2 protein-coding genes and 1 pseudogene are annotated in these 3756 nt (G+C 72.1%); all 3 read right to left on the bottom strand.

Annotated features, from left to right (window positions below):
• Positions 1 to 532: 532 nt before the first annotated feature.
• On the bottom strand, positions 533 to 1342 hold the full coding sequence (locus ABZV06_RS31930; protein WP_355246775.1) for a metal-dependent hydrolase: 810 nt from the start codon (positions 1340 to 1342) through the stop codon (positions 533 to 535).
• A gap of 102 nt (positions 1343 to 1444) precedes the next feature.
• Positions 1445 to 3085, bottom strand: coding sequence for a protein kinase (locus tag ABZV06_RS31925; protein WP_355625975.1), 1641 nt, complete (start codon positions 3083 to 3085; stop codon positions 1445 to 1447).
• A gap of 118 nt (positions 3086 to 3203) precedes the next feature.
• Positions 3204 to 3756: pseudogene (locus tag ABZV06_RS31920) on the bottom strand (serine/threonine protein kinase); the annotation flags it as partial.

Genomic DNA, 3756 nt, shown 5'->3' with positions numbered 1-3756 from the left:
GGGCGCGGGGCGCGGGGCGCGGGGCGCGGGGCGCGGGGCGCGGGGCGCGGGGCGCGGGGCGCGGGGCGCGGGGCGCGGGGCGCGGCGATCTTGCACTTCCTGCGCCGACAAAGCACGCAAACCTGAACACTTCGTCGACCGTAAGTGCAAGATCGGCGCGAGCGAGTAGGTCCTACGGGGTTCTTGCCCGGCGGGGTTCAGCATGATCGTGCTCGATCCAGGATCTAGTGGCCTCACCTTGCGCCGATACAACTAGATCCAGGATCGAGCACGATCTTGACGTCGGCGACGTCCCTTTCGGCGTCGATCTTGCACTTTCGGTGGCGACATAAGGTGCGAAACCGGATCGATCGGCATCCGCAAGTGCAAGATCGGCGCAGCGGCGGCGCGCGCGAGCGCAGCGGCGGCGCACGTGAGCGCAGCGGCGGCGCGCGCGAGCGCGACGGGCACGGCGGGGCGCCGGCGTGTGCAAGGTAGTTGGGGCGGGCGCGCGGCAAGCGCTACGGGGCAAGGGTCGGCGCGGCGGGGGGGCTTATATGTCGATGTTGAAGCGTTGCAGGACTGATGGGGCGATCAGGCCGGCGGTGGCGAGTACCACCACCACGGTCAGTACGGCGCGCAGCACGACTACCTCGGTCTTGCTGCCGGTGCGCAGAGCGATGCTGTTCGGGAGACCGATCATCGTCCACATGCGTCGGCGGATCGGAATCGGCCAGAGGATCGGCACCCCGGCCCTGGTGATCATGTCGCCGAGGATGTGCACGAAGCAGCCCACCCCGACGGCCGTGCCGATCAGCGGATATCCCCGCCCGCCCGGCAGGTTGGCGAAGGTGAACCAGGCGGCGCCGGCTGAAGCGAGCGTCACGATCACCCAGCCGGCCCGTTCGGCCCAGTCGTCGAAGAGCCCGCGTAGGGCGAGGCCGAACATGAAGAACAGGATCGTGATCACTGCCCACTTGCCGTACGCGGCGCAGAGCGCGGTGGTGCCCCAGCCGACCAGCAGCGTGAACGGGAGCGTGTGGGTGAGCGTCCGGTGCCCGTTGTTGCGACGAGGGTCCTTGCTGAGCTTCGTCGCGTAGTAGACGCCGAGGGAGATCTTTTCCATCACCTCGGCGACGAAGAGCGAGAACACCCCGAACGTACGGGCGACGGTTGCGCCTCCCTGGTTGCGGGTCACCTTGCCGGACAGGTCGAGGTCCGGAAAGAGCGCCCCACCGGCGCACACCGCTGTGCCCACCGCGAGCGCCAGGGGCGACTGGTGGTAGTCGGCGAACTGGTCCAGCGCCCAGGACCCGGCCAGCCATACCGCCGCGCCGGACAGCGCGTGCGACGGTCCCATCATCTCGGCTCACCCTCCCCAGGGATCTTGAGCGCCAAAACTACGCCACTGTAGTCAGCGCCGGTGTCGCAGGGGCGTCAGTTCGATCGTCTACAACGGACAGTGTCAGAGGGTGGGGGTGAAGCTCTGCCGGATCATCACGAAGTATGCCGCGTTGACCTGCCAGTCGAACTCCTTTGTCAACCAGGAGACGGTGTAGGCGCGCCCGGCCGAGGTGTTGGCGAGCAGTCGGATGCTGTGCACCTGGTCGCCGGCGGCATTCTCCCAACCGCACTCCCAGAGGGCCCCGCCGTCGAAGACGTCCAGCGCGGAGATGTCCACCTTGCGATAGCCGGGCAACGCTCCGGCGTTGACGAGCCGCTTCTCCTCGGTCTTGAGGTGCGCCAGCGGATCGGCCTGCGTCGGTCCTGCCTCGACGCTGAGTACGCGTGCCCCGCTGGGTTCCCGGAAGCAGGTCACCGCCCCTTCGGTCCAGCGTGCCCAGGCGACCGGCGCGGCGATGCGGAAGCCGGTCGGGTCGTCGTGCCAGGTCCAGCCCTCCCGCAGCCCGTACCGCGCGTCCTTCGGTGGTGACACCGAGGGCACCGGCGTGGCCGTCGGCGGCGGGGGTGCGGCGCAGGCGAACGCCGCCGGTCGGGTGGCGGTCGCGCCTCCGCCGGAACCGGACGGTGGCGTGCGTTCGTCCGGTCGGTGGAGCAGCGCCACCGTGACACCCCCGGCGACGAGCAGCGACACCGCGGTGGCCGCACCGCCCCACGCGATGAGCCGTCCCCGTCGGCCCACCGGGCCGGCGGCCGGCGGGCGGGCCGACGTCGCCTGGTCTCGGGGGAGACCCGGCTCGTCGACCCGGGCGGGCGCGGCGGCCCGGCCCGCACTACGGACCGCCGCCACCGCCGTCGAACGCTCGGGCGTCGACGAGGGCGGCCCATCCTGGCGGGCCGCCGCGGCGCGGAGCAGCGGCTCGGCTTCGACGGCGGTCAACCGCCGCCACGGATCGCGCTGCAACAGGCCGCTGATCGCCGGACGCAGGGGGCCGGCCCGGCGCATCGGATCCGGCGGCTCGGTGGCCAGCGCGCTGAGCGTCGCCATCGCGCTGGATCTCGCGTACGGGGACTGTCCCTCGACGGTCGCGTAGAGCGTCGCGCCCAACGACCACAGATCGGTGCGCGGATCCGACACGCCGTCGCGCGCCCGCTCCGGTGCGACGAACTGCGGGGAGCCGAGCACCAGGCCCGGGCCGGTCATCGCCCCGTCGCCACCGTCGAAGGTCGCCAGTCCGAAGTCGGTGAGCACCACCCGACCGTCGTCGGCCACCAGTACGTTGTGCGGCTTCACGTCGCGGTGCAGGACACCGGCGGTGTGCGCGGCCCGCAACGCGGCGAGCACCGCCAGCCCGATCCGGGCCGTACGGGCGGGGCTGAGCGGGCCTTCGGCGTTGATGATCTGCTGGACCGACCGGGATGCCACGTACTCCATCACGATCCACGGGTTCTCCCCGTCGTGCACGACGTCGTACAGGCGGACGACGTTGGGATGGTTGAGGCGCGCGGCGGTGCGCGCCTCGCGGAGCGTCCGCAGTCGTAGCTCCGCGCGCTCGGCCTCGGCCAGCCAGGCCGGCGGCACGACCTCCTTCACCGCCACGTCCCGGTGCAGCATCTCGTCGCGGGCCAGCCACACCCGGCCCATCCCGCCGGTGCCGACCAGGTCGAGCAGCCGGTACCGACCCGCGATCAGCAACTGCTGCACGGTCGCTCCCCCTCGGTCACCCTGCGTTACACGATAGCCACCGCCGCCGGTTTTCTCATCCGCTGAGCGGCCTAGATCCACGCCGGACGGAGGGCCGAGCAGGGCCATACGGCGCAGGTCAGCGAGGTGGTCGGAAACTCTTTCGCACGGTGGTCCAGTCCGCGCTGGCGGCGGTCCAGTCCCGATCGTCGGTGATCCAACCCAGCGTCCAGCGCTCCGCGCCCACGATCTGTTGCCGTGCGTGCAGCCGGGGGCCGTTTGGGGCATCCCACCGGCACTCCCACTCGACGCCACCGTCGCCGGTGCCGAGCCGGATCTCGTCGTAGCCAGGCAGTGCCCCGGCGCGGGAGGCCTCGTCGCGGACCGCGCGCAGGCGGGTCAGCGGGTCCGCCGCGCCGCCCTCGGCGACGCTCAACGCCCGGCCGGTGGCCGGGTCCTGGAAACAGGCCACCGTGCCCTCGCGCGAGTAGTACCAGGTCGCCGGGACGGAGACCCGGAAGCCGGTCGTGTCGGCATGCCACACCCAACCCGGCGGCGGCCGAAACCGCTCGCCGGCGTCGGGTGCCCCGACCGTGACCGGTGCGCCGGTGATGTCCGGGTGGACGCAGGGAAACGGTGGCGGGGGAACGTCCCGGCCCCCGGGCGGCGGGGGCCGGGGGGCCCCGCCCCGG

Origin of the sequence: Micromonospora sp. NPDC005172 (genome assembly GCF_040608555.1) — a bacterium.
Taxonomy (GTDB): Bacteria; Actinomycetota; Actinomycetes; order Mycobacteriales; family Micromonosporaceae; genus Micromonospora.
Note: the sequence above shows the minus strand (reverse complement) of the source record. Positions and strands in the feature narration are given on the sequence as shown.